Annotated in this window: 11 protein-coding genes, 13 tRNA genes, 3 rRNA genes and 1 other annotated feature; of the genes, 26 read left to right on the top strand and 1 reads right to left on the bottom strand. The window is 36.8% G+C overall.

Annotated elements, in window-relative coordinates:
- Positions 1–137: 137 nt before the first annotated feature.
- From thrC to FQB35_RS03815, 24 genes are all read left to right on the top strand, one after another.
- Positions 138–1,622, top strand: coding sequence for a threonine synthase (thrC, locus tag FQB35_RS03705; protein WP_148808706.1), 1,485 nt, complete (start codon positions 138–140; stop codon positions 1,620–1,622).
- Positions 1,623–1,713: 91 nt separating this feature from the next.
- Positions 1,714–2,220: a DUF5698 domain-containing protein gene (locus tag FQB35_RS03710; RefSeq protein ID WP_148808707.1), complete on the top strand. Its 507-nt coding sequence runs from the start codon at positions 1,714–1,716 to the stop codon at positions 2,218–2,220.
- Positions 2,221–2,273: 53 nt separating this feature from the next.
- Positions 2,274–2,498, top strand: a binding site (T-box leader).
- 157 nt (positions 2,499–2,655) lie between these two features.
- A complete protein-coding gene (gene tnpA, locus FQB35_RS03715; protein ID WP_148808708.1) occupies positions 2,656–3,111 on the top strand; it encodes an IS200/IS605 family transposase in 456 nt (151 codons plus the stop codon).
- Between the two features lie 139 nt (positions 3,112–3,250).
- Positions 3,251–3,382: a hypothetical protein gene (locus tag FQB35_RS16360; protein ID WP_269902700.1), complete on the top strand. Its 132-nt coding sequence runs from the start codon at positions 3,251–3,253 to the stop codon at positions 3,380–3,382.
- 242 nt (positions 3,383–3,624) lie between these two features.
- Entirely contained in the window at positions 3,625–3,783 is a 159-nt protein-coding gene (locus tag FQB35_RS03720; RefSeq protein ID WP_148808709.1) for a zinc-ribbon domain-containing protein, read from the top strand.
- Between the two features lie 361 nt (positions 3,784–4,144).
- Positions 4,145–5,673: ribosomal RNA gene (locus FQB35_RS03725) — 16S ribosomal RNA — on the top strand.
- Between the two features lie 50 nt (positions 5,674–5,723).
- A tRNA-Ala gene (locus FQB35_RS03730) sits at positions 5,724–5,799 on the top strand.
- Positions 5,800–5,852: 53 nt separating this feature from the next.
- Positions 5,853–8,804 (top strand): 23S ribosomal RNA (locus FQB35_RS03735).
- A 38-nt stretch (positions 8,805–8,842) separates the two neighbouring features.
- Positions 8,843–8,959: ribosomal RNA gene (gene rrf / locus FQB35_RS03740) — 5S ribosomal RNA — on the top strand.
- Together the 16S, 23S and 5S rRNA genes with 13 tRNA genes alongside form the textbook arrangement of a ribosomal RNA operon.
- A 7-nt stretch (positions 8,960–8,966) precedes the next feature.
- Positions 8,967–9,043, top strand: a tRNA-Met gene (locus tag FQB35_RS03745).
- Between the two features lie 7 nt (positions 9,044–9,050).
- A tRNA-Glu gene (locus FQB35_RS03750) sits at positions 9,051–9,125 on the top strand.
- A gap of 7 nt (positions 9,126–9,132) precedes the next feature.
- A tRNA-Asp gene (locus FQB35_RS03755) sits at positions 9,133–9,209 on the top strand.
- Positions 9,210–9,221: 12 nt separating this feature from the next.
- Positions 9,222–9,295, top strand: a tRNA-Gly gene (locus FQB35_RS03760).
- A gap of 4 nt (positions 9,296–9,299) precedes the next feature.
- Positions 9,300–9,376: transfer RNA gene (locus FQB35_RS03765), tRNA-Arg, on the top strand.
- A gap of 7 nt (positions 9,377–9,383) precedes the next feature.
- A tRNA-Gln gene (locus FQB35_RS03770) sits at positions 9,384–9,459 on the top strand.
- A 5-nt stretch (positions 9,460–9,464) separates the two neighbouring features.
- A tRNA-Lys gene (locus FQB35_RS03775) sits at positions 9,465–9,540 on the top strand.
- Positions 9,541–9,559: 19 nt separating this feature from the next.
- Positions 9,560–9,635: transfer RNA gene (locus FQB35_RS03780), tRNA-Trp, on the top strand.
- Positions 9,636–9,652: 17 nt separating this feature from the next.
- A tRNA-Pro gene (locus FQB35_RS03785) sits at positions 9,653–9,729 on the top strand.
- Between the two features lie 3 nt (positions 9,730–9,732).
- Positions 9,733–9,809, top strand: a tRNA-Ile gene (locus FQB35_RS03790).
- A 7-nt stretch (positions 9,810–9,816) separates the two neighbouring features.
- A tRNA-Ile gene (locus FQB35_RS03795) sits at positions 9,817–9,893 on the top strand.
- Positions 9,894–9,897: 4 nt separating this feature from the next.
- Positions 9,898–9,973 (top strand) — tRNA-Phe (locus FQB35_RS03800).
- Between the two features lie 138 nt (positions 9,974–10,111).
- The gene (locus tag FQB35_RS03805) at positions 10,112–10,948 is read left to right on the top strand and encodes an aminotransferase class IV (protein ID WP_148808710.1); all 837 of its coding nucleotides are present in this window, start codon (positions 10,112–10,114) and stop codon (positions 10,946–10,948) included.
- 185 nt (positions 10,949–11,133) lie between these two features.
- Positions 11,134–12,357: a S41 family peptidase gene (locus FQB35_RS03810; RefSeq protein WP_207707336.1), complete on the top strand. Its 1,224-nt coding sequence runs from the start codon at positions 11,134–11,136 to the stop codon at positions 12,355–12,357.
- Between the two features lie 75 nt (positions 12,358–12,432).
- Positions 12,433–13,668 (top strand): PDZ domain-containing protein, encoded by a 1,236-nt coding sequence (locus tag FQB35_RS03815; RefSeq protein WP_148808711.1) that lies wholly within the window; start codon positions 12,433–12,435, stop codon positions 13,666–13,668.
- Positions 13,669–13,670: 2 nt separating this feature from the next.
- Here FQB35_RS03815 and FQB35_RS03820 read toward each other — a convergent pair whose 3' ends face one another.
- Positions 13,671–14,786: a sensor domain-containing diguanylate cyclase gene (locus FQB35_RS03820; protein ID WP_148808712.1), complete on the bottom strand. Its 1,116-nt coding sequence runs from the start codon at positions 14,784–14,786 to the stop codon at positions 13,671–13,673.
- Positions 14,787–15,232: 446 nt separating this feature from the next.
- On the opposite strand from FQB35_RS03820, the gene uvrB reads away from it, so the two are divergent.
- Together uvrB and uvrA are read left to right on the top strand one after the other, a co-directional pair.
- Complete coding sequence (gene uvrB, locus FQB35_RS03825; protein WP_148808713.1) at positions 15,233–17,209, top strand: excinuclease ABC subunit UvrB; 1,977 nt, start codon at positions 15,233–15,235, stop codon at positions 17,207–17,209.
- Positions 17,210–17,222: 13 nt separating this feature from the next.
- Positions 17,223–20,051 (top strand): excinuclease ABC subunit UvrA, encoded by a 2,829-nt coding sequence (gene uvrA, locus FQB35_RS03830; protein WP_148808714.1) that lies wholly within the window; start codon positions 17,223–17,225, stop codon positions 20,049–20,051.
- Positions 20,052–20,058: the final 7 nt, after the last annotated feature.

Consider the following 20,058-nt stretch of genomic DNA (forward strand, 5'->3'; position numbering starts at 1 on the left):
CAAGTGTATATACTTGAGTTATTTTTTTAGCGAAAATCACCTAAAATTTTTAATTAACAAAAGACTCAGACGATAATATTTGGTATACTATAACCTATATAATAATATTGAAAGTTTGAGGTGAAGGATAAATGGTTATGAAATACAAAAGTACAAGAGGAAATGATGAATATATAACATCAGCAGAAGCAATTTTGCAAGGATTATCTAAAGATAGAGGTTTATTTGTACCTGTAGAGTTTCCAGTGATAGATATTGATTTTAGTGAAATGGTTTCTATGGATTATAAAGATGTAGCCTTTTATATTTTGAAAAAATTTTTAGATGATTTTAGTGATGAAGAGCTAAAAGATGCTATTGAAAAGGCTTATGATGATAAGTTTGAAGCAAAGGAAATTGCACCTTTAGTAGAAAGAGAGGGAGTATATTTTTTAGAGCTTTATCATGGAAAGACCCTTGCTTTTAAGGACATGGCACTATCTATACTTCCTCATTTATTAACAAAAGCTGCAAAAAAATTAGGAGAAGATAAAAAAATAGTTATTTTGGCAGCAACTTCAGGGGATACAGGAAAAGCTGCTCTAGAAGGTTTTGCAAATGTTAAGGATACTGAAGTTATTGTATTTTATCCAGCAAATGGGGTTAGTGAAATCCAAAGAAGACAAATGATTACCCAAGATGGAAATAATACCCATGTTGTAGCAATTAAGGGGAATTTTGATGATGCCCAAAGGGGTGTAAAGGAAATTTTTAATGATGATAAATTTGCAAAAAGAATGGCTGATTCTGATTATGTCTTTTCATCTGCTAATTCTATTAATATAGGGAGATTAGTTCCTCAGGTTGTGTATTATGTTTATACTTATATTGAATTGTTAAAAAGAGGAGAAATAAAGGCAGGAGAAAGAATAAATTTTGTTGTGCCTACAGGGAATTTTGGAAATATTTTAGCAGGATATTATGCTAAAAGAATGGGACTGCCTATTAACAAATTAATATGTGCATCAAATGAAAATAATGTGCTTTCTGATTTTTTAAATACAGGGATATATGATATAAATAGAGATTTTATTCTAACAAAGTCTCCATCTATGGATATTTTGATTTCAAGCAATTTAGAAAGATTGTTGTATGAAATTAGTGATCAAGATGAAGAATTGATTCGTACAATGATGAGCCAATTAGAAAATGAAGAAAAGAAATATAATATCAAAGAAAGTATGAAGAAAAATCTATCTGATTTTTATGGAGGCTTTGCTAATGATGATGAAACCTTAATAACTATAAAGAAGGTATATGATGCTTCAAATTATGTGATAGATACACATACGGCAGTTGCTTATAAAGTGTATGAACAGTATAAGGAAGAGACAAATGATGAAAGCAAAACTGTTATTGTATCTACTGCGAGTCCTTATAAGTTTACAAAGAGTGTATTAGATGGATTAATGGATAAAAATTACGAAGAAAATGAATTTGAAATGATAAAGCTTTTATCAAAGCTAACAGGATTACACATTCCAGAACCAATAAAGGATCTAGATAAAAAGCCTATCCTACATCATATAGAATGTGAAAAACAGGAAATGAAAGCTGTTGTGGCAGATATTTTAAATATTTAAAACTATATCTTTGTATAATTAAGCCTATAAAAGATACATATTATAATAGAGGTTAAATAGATGATATGTATCTTTTAAAAGGTGGATGTGAATGGAGAAAGGGATTATAATTTTAGTTTTACAATTGGTTTATGTACCTGTATTGACTTTAAGAACAATTTTTATGGTTCGAAATAAATGTAAAATTTCTGCAGTTTTTGGATTTTTAGAGTCAGCTATATATATTTTTGGATTAGCATTGGTTTTAAAAGGAGAAAAAAATATTTATAGCATGGTAATATATGCTCTTGGGTTTGGTTTAGGGATTTGTTTAGGTGGCTTTATTGAAAATAAAATAGGGATAGGAAATGTTGCTATTACTGTAAATATGAAAAATAAAAATGAATCTCTTATTACCCAGTTAAGAGAAATGGGTTTTCATATAACAATATTTGAAGGCATGGGGGTAGATGGTAAGAGGTATCAATTTGACATTTTAACAAGTAGACATAAAGAAGAAGAATTATTAGAGTTAATAAAAGCCTATGAACCTAATGCTTTTATAATTTCATTCGAACCAAGAAAATACAAAGAGAGGACAAGTTTAAGGTTGAAATAAAAAATATATTGACAACATTTAAAATACTTGCTATAATTATAAAAATTCAAAAAATAAAAGTGTTGAAAGAGACGAAGCTTTTGTAAAAGTATTTTCAGAGAGTCGGGATGGTGGAATCCGATAATACTAAAAAGTGGAGATCACTCTGGAGCTGTGCAAATGAAAATAAGTAGTTTGCAACGATTGACCCCGTTAGATGGTCTAGGTTTGTTGGAACTGAAATAAGCGGCACATTTGTGCAATTAAGGTGGTACCGCGGGTTAATTCTCGTCCTTGAAGTATATCTTCAAGGACGTTTTTGTTGTATAAAGAAAACCACTAGCTAAGCTAGTGAGTTCTGAAAAGCTTTAGCGATGAGCAGAAAAATAAAACCTCCTTTTGATAAAATAGAATAGGTTTCGCCAGCCAATTCTAAAATCAAAGGAGGTATCCTATATGGATAGTACTAGTTTATCACATACAAAATGGAATTGTAAGTATCATATAGTTTTTTCACCTAAGTTTAGAAGAAAAGAGATTTATGGAAAAAAGAAAGCAGAAATAGGAAAGATATTAAGACAGTTATGTGATTGGAAAGGAGTTCAAATAATTGAAGCAAATGCATGTGTTGATCATATACATATGTTAGTTTCAATTCCACCAAAAATGAGTGTGTCAGGTTTTGTAGGTTATTTAAAGGGAAAAAGTAGTTTAATGATATTTGAAAAGTTTGCAAACTTAAAATATAGATATGGGAATAGACATTTCTGGTGTAGAGGATATTATGTAGATACAGTAGGAAGAAATAAAAAGGCAATAGAAGAATATATAAAAAGCCAGCAAAATGAGGATATGGCAACAGATCAAATAAGTATGAAAGAGTATATAGACCCTTTTAAGGGTAGCAAGTAGAGAATTTTATGCGGCTGGCGAAATTTATGCGTGCCTTAAGGCACAACGCTGGAAAGTTGCCCTTATAGGGCTTAGGAAAAACCACCAGCTAAGCTGGTGGATATTTATATTTCAATAAATGATAGAAAGGAGGATAAAGATGGAAAATAAAGAGAAGAAAATGGAGGAGTATCTAGTTGAAGATACAGAGCAGCAAGAAATGCCACAAGCATATCAAGGTAATGTAAACTACTTTGGAAGTGGAAGATTTTCAGATGAATATAGATTTTAGGAGGCTTTCATGGAAGAAATAGACATTATCATCAAAGTATAAAAGAATCTATTGTATAAAAAGCAATAGATTCTTTTTTGTAAGCATAATTCCAATATAGATAGCTGATTTGTATTGACGAAGCGGATAAGAATGGTATAATATTATATAATAGATTTAACATATCAAAAACAATTGCTCCTAATTCTTTAGAAGAAATTGTACGAGATTGTTAAAATCTAGAGAATTAGGAGGTGAAAGGTATGGCAGACAAAACATTAGTATGCAAAGATTGCGGAAAAGAGTTTTTATTCACAGAAGGTGAACAAGAATTCTTTAAAGAAAAAGGATTTGAAAGTGAACCAAAAAGATGTGTTGAATGCAGAAGAGCAAGAAGACAACAAAATAGCCAAAATAGATAAATGGATATTTAAGCTGCTACCGTAATGGTTAGTAGCTTTTTTATTTTGGATGATGATAATTTTAAAAAAAATACTATTGATTTTTATGAAAAAGTATGGTACATTATTTTTCGTCCCTTGAGAGAGGGAAAAACAACTAGAAAAAAATCTAGTTGACTTACTTTGAAAGACGTGGTAGAATATTTCTTGTCGTCGCTGACAGAGAGCACAAACAAAAAATAAAAAAAGTGCTTGACGGATTCGACAAAAAATGATAAGATAAAAAAGTCGCTGAAAGGCGATAAGATGTTTGATCTTTGAAAACTACACAGTGTAAGAAATTAAGCCAGCATAAAAGCGCGCAAGCGCAAAACGCCAATTTTTATTTGAGAGTTTGATCCTGGCTCAGGATGAACGCTGGCGGCGTGCCTAACACATGCAAGTCGAGCGAAGCGAATACAACAGATTCTTCGGATGAAGTTGTATAAGCTTAGCGGCGGACGGGTGAGTAACGCGTAGGCAACCTGCCCTATACAGAGGGATAGCCTCGGGAAACCGGGATTAATACCTCATAAAACTCTAGTGTCGCATGATACATGAGTCAAAGATTTATCGGTATAGGATGGGCCTGCGTCTGATTAGCTAGTTGGTGAGGTAAAGGCTCACCAAGGCGACGATCAGTAGCCGACCTGAGAGGGTGATCGGCCACACTGGAACTGAGACACGGTCCAGACTCCTACGGGAGGCAGCAGTGGGGAATATTGCACAATGGGCGAAAGCCTGATGCAGCAACGCCGCGTGAGCGATGAAGGCCTTCGGGTCGTAAAGCTCTGTCCTAAGGGAAGAAAACTGACGGTACCTTAGGAGGAAGCCCCGGCTAACTACGTGCCAGCAGCCGCGGTAATACGTAGGGGGCGAGCGTTATCCGGAATCACTGGGCGTAAAGGGGTGCGTAGGCGGCCGATAAAGTCTGGGGTGAAAGGCTACGGCTCAACCGTAGTAAGCCTTGGAAACTTATTGGCTTGAGTGCAGGAGAGGAGAGTGGAATTCCTAGTGTAGCGGTGAAATGCGTAGATATTAGGAGGAACACCAGTGGCGAAGGCGACTCTCTGGACTGTAACTGACGCTGAGGCACGAAAGCGTGGGGAGCGAACAGGATTAGATACCCTGGTAGTCCACGCCGTAAACGATGAGTGCTAGGTGTCGGGGGGTACCACCCTCGGTGCCGCAGCTAACGCATTAAGCACTCCGCCTGGGGAGTACGGTCGCAAGACTGAAACTCAAGGAATTGACGGGGACCCGCACAAGCAGCGGAGCATGTGGTTTAATTCGAAGCAACGCGAAGAACCTTACCAGGACTTGACATCCTCTGCATTACCAGTAACGTGGGAAATCCCTTCGGGGACAGAGAGACAGGTGGTGCATGGTTGTCGTCAGCTCGTGTCGTGAGATGTTGGGTTAAGTCCCGCAACGAGCGCAACCCTTGTCTTTAGTTGCCAGCATTTCGGATGGGCACTCTAGAGAGACTGCCGGGGACAACTCGGAGGAAGGTGGGGATGACGTCAAATCATCATGCCCCTTATGTTCTGGGCTACACACGTGCTACAATGGCTGGTACAACGGGAAGCGAAGGAGTAATCCGGAGCAAATCCTAAAAGCCAGTCTCAGTTCGGATTGTGGGCTGCAACTCGCCCACATGAAGCTGGAGTTGCTAGTAATCGTGGATCAGAATGCCGCGGTGAATGCGTTCCCGGGTCTTGTACACACCGCCCGTCACACCATGGGAGTTGGGGGCGCCCGAAGTCAGCTATCTAACCATTTTGGAGGAAGCTGCCGAAGGTGAAACCAATGACTGGGGTGAAGTCGTAACAAGGTAGCCGTATCGGAAGGTGCGGCTGGATCACCTCCTTTCTAAGGAGAAAGGCTTAACTTACACTGTTTAGTTTTGAAGGATTAAGCTTGGGGACGTAGCTCAGCTGGGAGAGCACCTGCCTTGCACGCAGGGGGTCAGGGGTTCGATCCCCCTCGTCTCCACCATTTAAATCTTTCATGTACCTTGAGAACTGAACAATGCATAAAATACAATTTCTGGTCAAGTTATAAAGAGCATAGGGTGAATGCCTTGGCACCAGGAGCCGAAGAAGGACGTGGTAAGCTGCGATAAGCCTCGGGGAACTGCAAGCAAGTTTTGATCCGGGGATTTCCGAATGGGGAAACCCACCTAGGGTAATACTTAGGTACCCACTACTGAATCCATAGGTAGTGAGGAGGCATACCAGGGGAACTGAAACATCTAAGTACCCTGAGGAAAAGAAAGAAAACTCGATTCCCTAAGTAGCGGCGAGCGAAAGGGGATTAGCCCAAACCTAGAAAATTTTTTCTAGGGGTTGCGGATATACTCATAAGAGCGAAGAATTTGTAGCTGAAGAGGTCTGGAAAGGCCCACCATAGGAGGTGATAGTCCTGTAGGCGAAACAAAGTCTAGCTTGAGTATACTCCAGAGTACCACGAGACACGTGAAACCTTGTGGGAAGCAGGGGGGACCACCCCCCAAGGCTAAATACTACCTGGTGACCGATAGCGCATAGTACCGTGAGGGAAAGGTGAAAAGAACCCCGGGAGGGGAGTGAAATAGAACCTGAAACCCTATGTTTACAAGCAGTGGAAGTTCTTTTTATGAACGACCGCGTACTTTTTGTAGAACGGGCCAACGAGTTACGGTATGCAGCAAGGTTAAGTAGTTAAGCTACGGAGCCGCAGCGAAAGCGAGTCTGAATAGGGCGATTTAGTTGTATGCCGTAGACCCGAAACCGGGTGACCTATCCATGAGCAGGTTGAAGCGGAAGTAAAATTTCGTGGAGGACCGAACCCATGTCTGTTGAAAAAGGCTGGGATGACTTGTGGATAGCGGAGAAATTCCAATCGAACTCGGAGATAGCTGGTTCTCCCCGAAATAGCTTTTAGGGCTAGCCTCAAAAGTTAGTGATACGGAGGTAGAGCACTGAATGTCCTAGGGGCCCTCACCGGTTACCGAAGACTATCAAACTCCGAATGCCGTAATCATATCTTTGGGAGTCAGACTATGTGTGATAAGATTCATAGTCGAGAGGGAAAACAGCCCAGACCGTCAGCTAAGGTCCCTAAGTACAGGTTAAGTGGAAAAAGGATGTGGGATTGCATAGACAACTAGGATGTTGGCTTAGAAGCAGCCACTCATTTAAAAGAGTGCGTAATAGCTCACTAGTCGAGTGATCCTGCGCCGAAAAATTACCGGGGCTCAAACCTGTCACCGAAGCTACGGCTTACTGATAGTATTTATATTATTGGTAGGGGGTAGGGGAGCATTCTATACGGGCTGAAGTCATACCGAAAGGAATGGTGGACTGTATAGAAGAGAGAATGTTGGCATGAGTAGCGAGAGGTAGGTGAGAATCCTACCCGCCGAAAACCTAAGGTTTCCTGAGGAAGGTTCGTCCGCTCAGGGTTAGTCGGGACCTAAGCCGAGGACGAAAGTCGTAGGCGATGGACAACAGGTTGAAATTCCTGTACCACCGAAAAATCGTTTGAGCAATGGGGGTGACACAGGAGGATAGGCTAAGCGCACCGTTGGTTGTGTGCGTCTAAACCCGTAGGGAGTCTATGTAGGCAAATCCGCGTAGGCAATCCTGAAAGGTGATGGGGAGCGAAAAAAGTTCGCGAACTTGCTGATTCCACACTGTCGAGAAAAGCCTCTAGCGAGATCTAGGTGCCCGTACCGCAAACCGACACAGGTAGGTGAGGAGAGAATCCTAAGGCGAGCGAGAGAACTATTGTTAAGGAACTCGGCAAAATGACCCCGTAACTTAGGGAGAAGGGGTGCCACGGTAGGGTGTTAAAGCCCGAGGTGGCCGCAGAGAATAGGCCCAAGCGACTGTTTAGCAAAAACACAGGTCTCTGCTAAGTCGAAAGACGATGTATAGGGGCTGACGCCTGCCCGGTGCTGGAAGGTTAAGGGGACGTGTTAACGTAAGTGAAGCACTGAACTTAAGCCCCAGTAAACGGCGGCCGTAACTATAACGGTCCTAAGGTAGCGAAATTCCTTGTCGGGTAAGTTCCGACCCGCACGAAAAGGCGTAACGATTTGGGCACTGTCTCAACAATAGACTCGGTGAAATTGTAGTACCGGTGAAGATGCCGGTTACCCGCAGCAGGACGGAAAGACCCCGTGGAGCTTTTACTGTAGCCTGACACTGGATTTTTGGTATTACATGTACAGCATAGGTGGGAGACTTAGAAGTATGTACGCCAGTATGTGTGGAGTCGCCGTTGGGATACCACTCTTGTAATACTGAAGTTCTAACCAGAAGCTGTGAATCCAGCTTTGGGGACACTGTCAGGTGGGCAGTTTGACTGGGGCGGTCGCCTCCTAAAAAGGTAACGGAGGCGCCCAAAGGTTCCCTCAGCGCGGTCGGAAATCGCGCGTAGAGTGTAAAGGCAGAAGGGAGCTTGATTGCGAGACTTACAAGTCGAGCAAGGACGAAAGTCGGGCTTAGTGATCCGGTGGTTCCGAGTGGAAGGGCCATCGCTCAACGGATAAAAGCTACCCCGGGGATAACAGGCTTATCTCCCCAAGAGTCCACATCGACGGGGGAGGTTTGGCACCTCGATGTCGGCTCGTCTCATCCTGGGGCTGAAGTAGGTCCCAAGGGTTGGGCTGTTCGCCCATTAAAGAGGCACGCGAGCTGGGTTCAGAACGTCGTGAGACAGTTCGGTCCCTATCCGCTGTGGGCGCAGGAAATTTGAGAGGAGCTGTCCTTAGTACGAGAGGACCGGGATGGACGTACCTCTGGTGCATCAGTTGTCGCGCCAGCGGCATGGCTGAGTAGCTATGTACGGACGGGATAAGCGCTGAAGGCATCTAAGCGCGAAGCCCCCCTCAAGATTAGATTTCCCATGACGTAAGTCAGTAAGACCCCAGAAAGACCATCTGGTTGATAGGCCTAAGGTGTAAGGGCAGTAATGTCTTAAGCTGATAGGTACTAATAGGTCGAGGACTTGACCAAATATATGCATTGTTCAGTTTTGAGGGTACAACCTCTAATCCAGTGACAATAGCGAAGGGGTCACACCTGTTCCCATACCGAACACAGAAGTTAAGCCCTTCAGCGCTGATGGTACTTAGGCGGAGACGCCTTGGGAGAGTAGGTCGTCGCTGGTTTGGTTGTGGCGGCGTAGCTTAGTTGGCTAGAGCGTCCGGTTCATACCCGGAAGGTCGGTGGTTCAAGTCCACTCGCCGCTACCAAAAATGTGGCCCATTGGTCAAGCGGTCAAGACACCGCCCTTTCACGGCGGTAACCCGGGTTCGATTCCCGGATGGGTCACCAATAATTTGGCCCGGTAGTTCAGTTGGTTAGAATGCCAGCCTGTCACGCTGGAGGTCGAGGGTTCGAGTCCCTTCCGGGTCGCCAACTTTAAATTTTGCGGATGTAGTTCAATGGTAGAACTCCAGCCTTCCAAGCTGGTAGCGTGGGTTCGATTCCCATCATCCGCTCCAATATGGGTTCATAGCTCAGCTGGATAGAGCAACGGCCTTCTAAGCCGTGTGTCCGGGGTTCGAATCCCTGTGGACCCGCCAAAAATGTTGGGGTATCGCCAAGTCGGTAAGGCACCAGACTTTGACTCTGGCATTCGTAGGTTCGAGTCCTGCTACCCCAGCCAGATATGACCCATTAGCTCAGTTGGTAGAGCACTTGACTTTTAATCAAGGTGTCCCGCGTTCGAGCCGCGGATGGGTCACCAAGTTCTAATTCACATTCACAGGGGTATAGCTCAGTTGGTAGAGCAGTGGTCTCCAAAACCACGTGCCGAGGGTTCAAGTCCTTCTGCCCCTGCCAATGTTTAATATACATATCGGGGTGTAGCGCAGTTTGGTAGCGCATCTGGTTTGGGACCAGAGGGCCGCGGGTTCAAATCCTGCCACCCCGACCATAAGGGCTTGTAGCTCAGGTGGTTAGAGCGCACGCCTGATAAGCGTGAGGTCGGAGGTTCGAGTCCTCCCAAGCCCACCATATATTGGGGCCTTTAGCTCAGTTGGTTAGAGCGTCCGGCTCATAACCGGCAGGTCCGGGGTTCGAGTCCCTGAAGGCCCACCAATTTGCCCAGATAGCTCAGTCGGTAGAGCAGGGGACTGAAAATCCCCGTGTCGGTGGTTCGATTCCGCCTCTGGGCACCATTTGTTAAAATAGCAAGTGTATTCGCTTGCTATTTTTTTTATAATCTTTTATTATAGAAAATGAAATATAAAAAAGATAAGTGAATGACTTTGATATTGCTTATCTATATAAGCATATTTGCATATTGAGGTGATAATATGAAACGAGAAGCGATTTTGAATTATTATATATATAATGGAGAGAAATGTTCTACGGATAGTATTGAGGTTTTTGATAATATTATTTCTCCTATTATCTATGAAGTTATAAGAATTATTGATGGTATTCCTTTATTTTTAGAAGATCATTTAGAACGATTTAGAAAATCTTTAGATTTATTAGGGGTAAAGCTAGAAAAGTCAGATGAAGAAATAAAAGCTGAAATTTTTGAGCTTATTAAGATAAATAAATGTAATCAGATGAATGTAAAATTGCTTTGTAGCAATCTTTATGAAAAAGAGCAAGATTTTTTTGTTTATTTTGTAAAGAGTCATTATCCAGAGCCATTTCTTTATAAAAAGGGAATACATACGATTTTATTTTATTCTGAGAGAGAAAATCCGAATGCAAAGGTTTTAAATACATCTTTAAGAGAATGTGTGAATGAAGCAATAAAAAAGGCTGATGCTTATGAAGCACTTTTGGTAAATGAAGATGGATATATTATGGAAGGCAGTAGGTCTAATATGTTTTTTGTAAAGAAAGATGTAGTTTATACAGCTCCTGCAAAAGATGTATTATTAGGTGTAACAAGAAATTATATTATGAAGGTTTGTAAGATGTTAAATATAAAGGTAGTAGAGAAAGCTATCCATGAAAAAGAAATAGCTTCATTAGATGGAGCTTTTATGAGTGGAACTTCTGTAAATGTTTTGCCAATTAAGAGCATTGATAAAATAAAGATGGATTCTGTTGATAATCAAGTGATTAATAAAATTTTAGAAGGTTATCTAAATGAGATGAAAGATTATATTAAAAGTCAAACTGCCAGATGATCATCTGGCAGTTCCAGTTATGCTTAATTTGCAAAGTTAGAAATAGATGGTATAATTAGAAATAAAAGTTTTTACCATCTATGGAAAATACGTTGTTATATTCAATTTCGTTTAAGAATAAAATATTTATGTAACATTTTTATTAAGAGCTGGTTTATTAAAATAATATTGAGGTGAAGAGATTTATGATAAGTAAAAAACGGGCAGCAGTAGGAGCAATTATACTTGTATTAATAACCACTTTTTTAACTTTTACAGTAAGTAATGTCGTTGGATTAACATTAGGAGATAAGGTGATTATTTCAAAACAGAATTATGAATACTTTAAAAGTATCCATAAAAGCTACAAAAAAATATTAAGCTTAAAAGGATTTATAGAAGAAAACTATTATAAACCAGTAGATGTGAGTAAATTTGAGGATGGTATGATAAAAGGAATGTTTGAATCTTTAGAGGATCCTTATTCTGTTTATATGGATAAGAAAGAATTTAGCAATTTTATGGAACATACCAAAGGAACATATGGAGGAATTGGTGTTATTATGACACCAGGAACAGACGGCTTCATAACAGTTGTAGCCCCTATAGAAGATACACCAGGAGAGCGAGCTGGTATGAAATCTGGAGATAAGATTATAAAGGTAAATGATAAGGAAGTAACAGCAGAAAAATTAGATGAGGCTGTAGCAATGATTAAGGGAAAGCCTGGTACAAAAGTAAATTTAACCATTATGAGACCAGGGAAAAAAGAACCTTTTTCTGTAGAGTTAAGAAGAGAAGAAATAAGATTAAAAACTGTGAAGTCAAGAATGTTAGAAGATGGAATTGGATATATCCGTATTACCATGTTTGATGAAAAAACATCGGATGATTTTTTAAAGCATCTTGCAAAGCTTGAGAAGAAGAATATTAAAGGGCTTATTATTGACTTAAGAGATAATCCTGGAGGACTTTTATCAGAATGTGTAAGGATTGCAGATAGATTATTAGGAGAACAAGTTATTGTATATACCCAAGATAGAACAGGACATCGTAAATATGAAAAATCTGATAAAAGACATGTAGATTATCCTTTTGTATTATTAGTAAATGGAGGAAGTGCTAGTGCATCAGAGATTTTATCAGGTGCTGTAAAAGACACAAAATCAGGAACTTTAATTGGAACAACAACCTTTGGAAAAGGATTGGTGCAGCAGGTAAAACCTCTGAATGACGGAACAGGATTCAAATTAACAACGGCCCAATACTTTACACCTAATGGAATATACATCCATGGAAAAGGAATCGAGCCAGATATCTTTATTGATCTGCCAGAAGAATTGAAAGAACGTGTAGATCTGACAGATGAGGAAGATGTGCAGCTACAAAAGGGAATTTCAGTATTAAAACAAAAAATAGCAAAACATTAAACTAGAGATATTGATGCTGAAATAAAAATTTTGGCATCAATATTTTTAATATAAGGCTGCTAAGGAGGCGTTTTGATGATTCCATTTTTAGAGTTATTAAAGATGGCACTACTTACAGTGTTTACCATATTTGCAAATCCTTTGTTTTGGATGGTTATTTTTTTAGTTGCTGTGCAGTATAGAAAGCTTAATAAGATGAGAATAAGAGTACTAGGAAAAGGAAGCTCCTTAAAAGATATGATATTTAGTGCAATAAAAGCAGGTTTATTAGGAGGAATCATAGGAAGTATTCTTATTATGATTTTAGGGATTACTATTGATGCAAGTGATTTTCATTTTATCCTTCCTTTGGCAATTTTATTGATGCTTATTGATATTCGTTATATATGCTTTTCTTATTCAGGTGGGTTACTAGCATTATCTAGTTTGATATTAGGCTTTCCAAAGCTAAATGTTTCAAGTATTATTGCTATTGTAGCTATTCTTCATATGATTGAAAGTATTTTAATTTACTTTGATGGCTATAAATATGCTATGCCTATGTTTGTAGAAGATAAAAGGTATGGTGTGGTAGGAGCTTTTACCTTGCAGAGGTTTTGGCCTATTCCTTTTACTGTATTGCTTTTAGCAATAGGACCATTGCAAGGAGGAGAGGAGATAAATCTTCCTAATTGGTGGCCACTTTTTAAGGCAAGTATAGATGTTAATAATATTCCTCTACAAATTTCTTGTATTGTTGCTGCTCTTGGATATGGAGATGTGGCACGATCTACTACTCCAAAAGAAAAGAGTAAAACATCTGCAAAAAGGTTGTTTTTTTATAGCTTGATTTTGTTGAGTTTATCTATTATATCAACAAAAGTATATTTTTTTAAGTTTATTGCAGCTTTATTTGCTCCTTTAGCTCATGAGTATTTGATTATTTATGGGCAAAGAGAGGAGAAAAAGGCAATTCCAATTTTTAGAAGACATTCAATGGGTGTTACTGTATTAGATGTAGAAAATGGAGTGGGGAATAATATTGGATTAGAGCCTGGAGATGTTATTATTAAGATAAATAATCAACTTGTAAGTGACCCTTTGGATATACAGGAAGTTTTAAAATATTATCCGCCTTATATTTGGATAGATGTTATTGATATAAAAGGGAATATAAGAAAATTAGAGTATAAGGATTATAAGAGAGGTATTAATAGTTTGGGAATTGTAGTTGTACCAAAAGATTCAAATGTTGTTTTTGATTTAGAGTCTTCTTATAGTATTATAGAAAAATTTTTAAAAAGATTATTTATTAGCAAAAAAAACATGTAAAATTACATGTTTTTTTTGCTAATTTTATGTTTATACATTCTAGAGTCTGCTATTTTTATTAATGCTTTGTGATCAATAGAATCCTCTGGAAAAGAAGAAATCCCATAGCTAAATTGTACATAAAATTTATTATTCTCATAGCTTAATGGATTTTGGCTTATTATTTTAGAAAGAGATGCTAGCTTTTTTTGTACCTGCTTTTTATCTGTATTTATGAAAAGTAATATAAACTCATCTCCACCAAATCTTCCTATTAGATCTGATGCTCTTACATGCTTTTTTAACATATCTGAAAAATATTGAATTACTAAATCTCCAGCAAGATGCCCATACTTATCATTTATTTGTTTGAAATTGTTTAGATCTATTATACATAAACAGAATTTTTCATTATATCTTTTAGCACGTTCAAATATATTGTTGTATAATTCATCAAAATAGTGACGGTGATATAGCTTTGTCAGACCATCATACCTAGATAAAAATAAGGTTTTTTCAAAAAGAAGTACATTTTTCATAGAAACAGAAAGCTGGCCTGCTAAATATTCCATTATGGCTAGGTCTTCTTTTGTAAAAAAAACATTTTGATAGATACTATCCACATTGATTATGCCATATAGCTGATCATCAATCAGAATAGGTGTGCAAATTGTAGATTTTATATCTAAAGCATGCTGATTGGTTAATAGATTATAATGATACTTTTTTATATTATTATAATTAAAAAGCTTTGGGTTTTTTATTATAATAGATTTTTTGTAGTTTGTACTAGCTAAAAATGTTTCATCTATTGATAGTTTTATTTCAGAAAGCTTATCTAGATCAAAACCATGAACAGCTTTATATTCAAATAAACCATCATCATTTTTTATTAGAATACTTGCAGTATCTGCTTTATCAAAAATTTGAACAATACTATCCACAAAAAGCTGTAAAAGTTCATCCATATTTTTCATGTGAATAATTGAGTTACTTATTTGAAGCATTACATCTTTCATTTCATTATACTTTTCCATTTCTTTATTAACATGTAACATATTTTTTATGTTTTGATCAATTATTTTTAACTTATAAAAGCATAAAAATCCTAAAATTATAGAAGTTAGAGCAGGATACAATAAGCTAAACTCTTTTATTATATAATTTAAAAAGCTATAGATGATAAATGGAATCAATACGGATAAAATACAGATAAAAATAGTTTTTTTATTAAAATAGGATAGCAAATCTACTCACCTTCATTTTTTATATTTTAAAGTATTATTATTTTTATTCTATCATTATATACTATTCCTGTTTCTTTGAAAATGATCAAATGAAAAGGTAGGACTGTAGAAGGACTTAAAGTAGGCTTAAAGTGGCATAGGAACAAGGGTTATTGCTATACCAAATTTTTACACATAAACTGGTACAGTATCATTGACTTAATAATTAGGAAAAGATATAATGAAAAGTACGAACAAATGTTTGGGAAATTAAGTTGTGTTTATTTAATGAATGAAAAATAACGCTCATGTTAATGAGGGTTATCTATATAATAATAGTAAAATAGAGGGGTTTTGATATGAAAAAATTTGAGCTTGTTTCAGAATATAAACCTACTGGGGATCAGCCTAAGGCTATTGAGCTTTTAAGTGATGGGATTTATAAGGGATTAAAGCATCAAACCCTTTTAGGGGTTACAGGTTCTGGAAAGACTTTTACTATGGCAAATGTTATTGAGAAGGTTCAAAAGCCAACTTTAGTGATAGCTCATAATAAGACATTGGCAGCACAGTTGTGTAGTGAATTTAAAGAGTTTTTTCCAAATAATGCTGTTGAATATTTTGTAAGTTATTATGATTACTATCAACCAGAAGCTTATGTTGCCCATACAGATACTTATATAGAAAAGGATGCACAAATTAATGATGAGATTGATAAGCTTCGCCACTCTGCTACTGCTGCATTATTTGAAAGAAAAGATGTGATTATTGTTGCTAGTGTCTCTTGCATATATGGATTAGGAGATCCTATAGATTATGAAAATCAAGTGTTGTCTTTAAGACCTGGTATGATTAAGGGAAGAGATGAGATATTAAAAAAGTTAGTAGATATTCAGTATGCACGAAATGATATAAATTTTGTACGTGGGACATTTAGAGTTAGAGGAGATGTGGTAGAAATTTTTCCTGCTAATGAAGCAGAGCATGCTATAAGAGTAGAATTGTTTGGAGATGAAGTCGATAGAATCACAGAAATAAATATAGTAACAGGAGAAATAATAGGAATAAGAAATCATGTATCTATTTTTCCTGCTTCTCACTATGTAACTACAAAAGAAAAACTGGAGAAAGCAATTATTGATATAGAAGAAGAATTAAGAGAGAGAGTAAAATATTTTAAAGAAAATGAAAAATTTATTGAAGCTCAAAGGATTCAGCAAAGAACTATGTATGATATAGAGATGCTTAGGGAAGTTGGATTTTGTCAGGGAATAGAAAATTATTCAAGGCATATTTCTCAAAGACCACCCGGTAGCAAGCCTTTTACGTTGATTGACTATTTTCCTGATGATTTTTTAATAATTGTTGATGAATCACATGTTACAATCCCACAAATAAGGGGTATGTATGCAGGAGATAAGGCTAGAAAAGAAAACCTAGTAGAATATGGATTTAGATTGCCTTCAGCTTATGACAACAGACCTCTTAATTTTGATGAGTTTGAAGGATTAATAAATCAAATTATTTATGTAAGTGCAACGCCAGGGCCTTATGAAAAAGAACATAGTCAAAATACAGTAGAGCAAATCATAAGACCTACGGGACTTCTTGATCCTAAGATATATGTAAGACCTATAAAAGGTCAAATTGATGATTTGATTGGAGAAATTAATCAAGTAATAGAAAGAAACCAAAGAGTATTGGTGACTACCCTTACAAAGAAAATGGCAGAGGATTTAACTGCTTATTTTAAAGATGTTGATATTAAGGTTAGGTATCTACATTCTGATATTGATACACTAGAGAGAATGGAGATTGTAAGAGATTTGAGATTAGGCGTTTTTGATGTTTTGGTCGGAATAAACTTATTAAGAGAAGGATTAGATTTGCCTGAAGTTTCACTCGTAGCTATTTTAGATGCAGATAAGGAAGGATTTCTCCGTTCTGAAACCTCTTTAGTTCAAACAATAGGACGAGCTGCTAGAAATATAGATGGAAAAGTGATTATGTATGCTGATAAAATTACAGATTCTATGAAACGAGCTATTGATGAAACAAATAGAAGAAGGAAGATTCAAAAGGAATATAATGAAAAATACAATATAAAGCCAAAAGGAATAGTAAAGAAAGTAAGAGATGTAATAGAAGCGACAAAGGTTGCTGAGGATTCTGTTAAGTATGGAATAAATAAAGAAATAGAAGATATGAAGCCGAAAGAGATTAATAAACTGATTGAAAAGCTTGAAAGAGAAATGAAAGAGGCTGCAGAAAATTTACAGTTTGAAAGGGCAGCTAATCTTCGTGATAAAATAATGGAACTAAAAGAGAATCTTTAACAGAGGTGAAAATATGTCTAAGAACAGTATATTTGTAAAAGGTGCAAAAGAGCACAACTTAAAAAATATTGATATAGAAATACCAAGAGACAAGTTTGTTGTTATGACAGGGCTAAGTGGTTCAGGAAAATCCTCTTTGGCTTTTGATACAATTTATGCGGAAGGACAAAGAAGGTATGTGGAGAGTTTATCTGCTTATGCAAGACAGTTTCTAGGTCAGATGGAAAAGCCTGATGTAGATTATATAGAAGGATTATCTCCTGCTATATCAATAGACCAAAAGACTACTAGCAGAAATCCTCGTTCTACAGTTGGAACTGTGACAGAGATTTATGATTATTTAAGACTTTTGTTTGCAAGAGTAGGTACCCCTTATTGTCCAATATGTGGTATTGAGATTTCTCAACAAACAGTAGACCAAATTGTAGATAAGATTATGGAACTACCTGAAAGAACAAAGATTCAAATATTAGCACCAATAGTTAGAGGTCGTAAAGGAGAACATGTAAAGATCTTAGAAAATATAAGAAAAGAAGGATATGTTCGTGTAAGAATAGATGGTCAAATAAAAGAACTATATGATGAGATTAAGCTTGAGAAGAATAAAAAGCATACCATTGAGGTAGTAATAGATCGTATTATTGTAAAAGAAGGAATTAAAAATCGATTAGCAGATTCCATTGAAACAACATTATCCTTATCAGAAGGTTTGGTTGTTGTGAATGTGATAGATGGAGAAGATTTAACTTTTAGTACAAAATTTTCATGTCCAGAGCATGGAATTGGTATTGAAGAATTAGAGCCTAGGATGTTTTCATTTAATAGTCCCTATGGTGCTTGTTCTGATTGTAATGGGATTGGATATATTAGAAAGATTGATCCAGATTTGGTGATTCCTAACCCTTCTTTAAGTATTAAAGAAGGAGGAATTGCACCTATGGCAAACAGCGAGGAAGGAACTTATTATTTTGAAATGATTAATGCATTAGCAAAGGAACATGATTTAGATTTGGATACACCTATTGAAAAATTGCCAAAAGCTTTTATAGATGAATTACTTTATGGTACAGGAGATAGGTATATAGAATTTAAATACGAAAGCAAATTCGGTGGAATAAGACAATACAAAGCTCCTTTTGAAGGGATTATTAATAACTTATCAAGAAGATATAAAGAAACAAATTCTGATTATATGAGAGAAAAGATAGAAGAGTTTATGGCTCTTAATCCTTGTGATTCATGTAAGGGAGCAAGATTAAAAAAAGAAGTTTTATCCGTAAAAATTTGCGGCAAAAATATAGCACAAGTAACAGAGTTTTCTATTAGGGAAGCAAGAGACTTTTTTAATAATTTGGTTCTTTCTGAAAAAAAGGAAATGATTGCAAAGCAGATTCTTAAAGAAATAAATGAAAGATTAGGCTTTTTAGTAGATGTAGGATTAGACTATTTGACTTTATCTCGTTCAGCTGGAACATTATCAGGTGGAGAATCTCAAAGAATTAGATTAGCAACCCAAATTGGCTCAAGCTTGGTTGGGGTTTTATATATTCTAGATGAGCCAAGTATTGGACTACATCAAAAGGATAATGAAAAGCTTATTAAAACCCTTAGAAATCTAACAAATTTAGGAAATACCCTTATTGTTGTCGAGCATGATGAGGATACCATGTATGCAGCAGATTATATTATTGATATTGGTCCAGGTGCAGGAGAACATGGAGGAAAGATTGTAGCAGCAGGAACAGTAGATGAAATTATTAAATGTGAAAATTCAATTACAGGTCAATATCTATCGGGGAAGAAAAAGATTGAAGTTCCAAAGGAGAGAAGAAAACCAAACGGAAAATGGATAGAGGTAGTGGGAGCTAGGGAAAATAATCTAAAAAATATCAATGTAAAGTTTCCATTAGGAGTATTTACTTGTGTAACAGGGGTTTCTGGTTCAGGAAAGAGTACTTTAGTCAATGAGATTTTTTACAAAAGACTTGCCATGGAGCTTCATAGAGCCAAACAAAAACCTGGAAGTCATAAAGACATAAAGGGAATTAAGCATATCGATAAAGTAATTGATATTGACCAATCTCCTATTGGTAGAACCCCAAGATCAAATCCAGCAACTTATACAGGTGTATTTGATTTAATAAGAGATCTTTTTGCAAAGGTTCCAGAAGCAAAGATTAGGGGGTATCAAAAGGGAAGATTCAGCTTTAATGTAAAGGGGGGAAGATGTGAGGCTTGTAGAGGAGACGGAATTATTAAAATAGAGATGCATTTTTTACCAGATGTTTATGTTCCTTGTGATGTATGCAAAGGAAAGAGATATAATAGAGAAACTTTAGAAGTAAAATATAAGGGAAAATCTATATCAGATGTATTGGAGATGACTGTTGAAGAAGCATTAAAGTTTTTTGAAAATGTTCCAGGGATAAAAAGAAAGCTATCTACTTTATATGAAGTAGGATTAGGATATATAAAACTAGGACAACCATCTACCCAGCTATCCGGTGGGGAAGCCCAAAGGGTGAAATTAGCAACAGAGCTTAGCAAACGAAGCACTGGAAAAACATTATATATTTTAGATGAACCTACTACAGGACTTCATATTGCAGATATTCATAAATTAATAGGAGTACTAAACAGGCTTGTTGAAGGAGGAAATACTGTTTTAGTAATTGAGCATAATCTTGATGTGATAAAGGCATGTGACTATATTATTGATTTAGGACCAGATGGAGGGGATAGAGGGGGTCAAGTTGTAGGAGTAGGAACTCCAGAAGAAATTTCAAAACTTCCTCAGTCTTATACAGGTATTTACCTAAAGAAAATATTAGAAAAAGCCTAGATTTTCT

It is taken from the genome of Crassaminicella thermophila (genome assembly GCF_008152325.1).
Lineage (GTDB): Bacteria > Bacillota > Clostridia > Peptostreptococcales > Thermotaleaceae > Crassaminicella_A > Crassaminicella_A thermophila.

What these genes read in the sequence shown, in the direction of transcription:
- tnpA (WP_148808708.1), top strand. Translation starts at nt 2,656, where the DNA reads ATGGATAGTACTAGTTTATCACATACAAAATGGAATTGTAAGTATCAT.
- thrC (WP_148808706.1), top strand. Translation starts at nt 138, where the DNA reads ATGAAATACAAAAGTACAAGAGGAAATGATGAATATATAACATCAGCA.
- FQB35_RS16360 (WP_269902700.1), top strand. Translation starts at nt 3,251, where the DNA reads ATGGAAAATAAAGAGAAGAAAATGGAGGAGTATCTAGTTGAAGATACA.
- FQB35_RS03815 (WP_148808711.1), top strand. Translation starts at nt 12,433, where the DNA reads ATGATTCCATTTTTAGAGTTATTAAAGATGGCACTACTTACAGTGTTT.
- uvrB (WP_148808713.1), top strand. Translation starts at nt 15,233, where the DNA reads ATGAAAAAATTTGAGCTTGTTTCAGAATATAAACCTACTGGGGATCAG.
- FQB35_RS03720 (WP_148808709.1), top strand. Translation starts at nt 3,625, where the DNA reads ATGGCAGACAAAACATTAGTATGCAAAGATTGCGGAAAAGAGTTTTTA.
- FQB35_RS03805 (WP_148808710.1), top strand. Translation starts at nt 10,112, where the DNA reads ATGAAACGAGAAGCGATTTTGAATTATTATATATATAATGGAGAGAAA.
- FQB35_RS03710 (WP_148808707.1), top strand. Translation starts at nt 1,714, where the DNA reads ATGGAGAAAGGGATTATAATTTTAGTTTTACAATTGGTTTATGTACCT.
- FQB35_RS03810 (WP_207707336.1), top strand. Translation starts at nt 11,134, where the DNA reads ATGATAAGTAAAAAACGGGCAGCAGTAGGAGCAATTATACTTGTATTA.
- uvrA (WP_148808714.1), top strand. Translation starts at nt 17,223, where the DNA reads ATGTCTAAGAACAGTATATTTGTAAAAGGTGCAAAAGAGCACAACTTA.